Source organism: Meridianimarinicoccus marinus (genome assembly GCF_040689105.1).
In the GTDB taxonomy this organism is placed as follows: Bacteria; Pseudomonadota; Alphaproteobacteria; order Rhodobacterales; family Rhodobacteraceae; genus Meridianimarinicoccus; species Meridianimarinicoccus marinus.
This window is the reverse complement of record NZ_JBFBVU010000096.1, coordinates 1-490: the sequence shown is the minus strand read 5'-3', so window position 1 is coordinate 490 and position 490 is coordinate 1. Positions and strand designations below refer to the sequence as shown.

The 490-nt window shown below is 59.4% G+C and carries 1 pseudogene; it reads left to right on the top strand.

Features of this window, described 5'->3' with window-relative positions:
* Window positions 1-35: 35 nt before the first annotated feature.
* Window positions 36-490 (top strand): annotated as a pseudogene (locus tag AB0T83_RS20335) (transposase); the annotation flags it as partial.

Below are 490 nucleotides of genomic sequence, written 5' to 3'. Positions count from 1 at the left end.
CCGAGATAAGGTGTTTATGAAACTGGAGAATCTACATGACAAGAAGGATGTTCAGCCGCGAGTTCAAGCAGGAGGCGGTGGAGTTGGTGACGAAGCGTGGTGTCAGTGCGGCGCAGGCTTCGAGGGATCTTGGAAGACATGCCACTGTGCTCCGGAGGTGGGTGCGTGCTGCAGAGGCTGACGGCCCCGCGGCGTTCCCCGGAAATGGCAAGCTGTCGCCAGAGCAAGAAGAGCTCAGGTCTCTTCGACGTGAGGTGTCCAAGCTGAAGGCGGAGCGTGATATCTTGAAAAAGGCGGCCGCCTACTTTGCCAAGGACCAGCTGTGATGTTTGGGTTTGTGGCGAAGCACCGAGGGGTCTGGCCAGTCAGTTGGATGTGTGACGCGCTCGGTGTGTCACGAAGCGGCTTTCATGCCTGGCTGACACGGCCACGTAGCGACCGGTCTATCCACGACGGAGAGCTGTCGGCGGCGATCCGTGCGAGCTTTCTG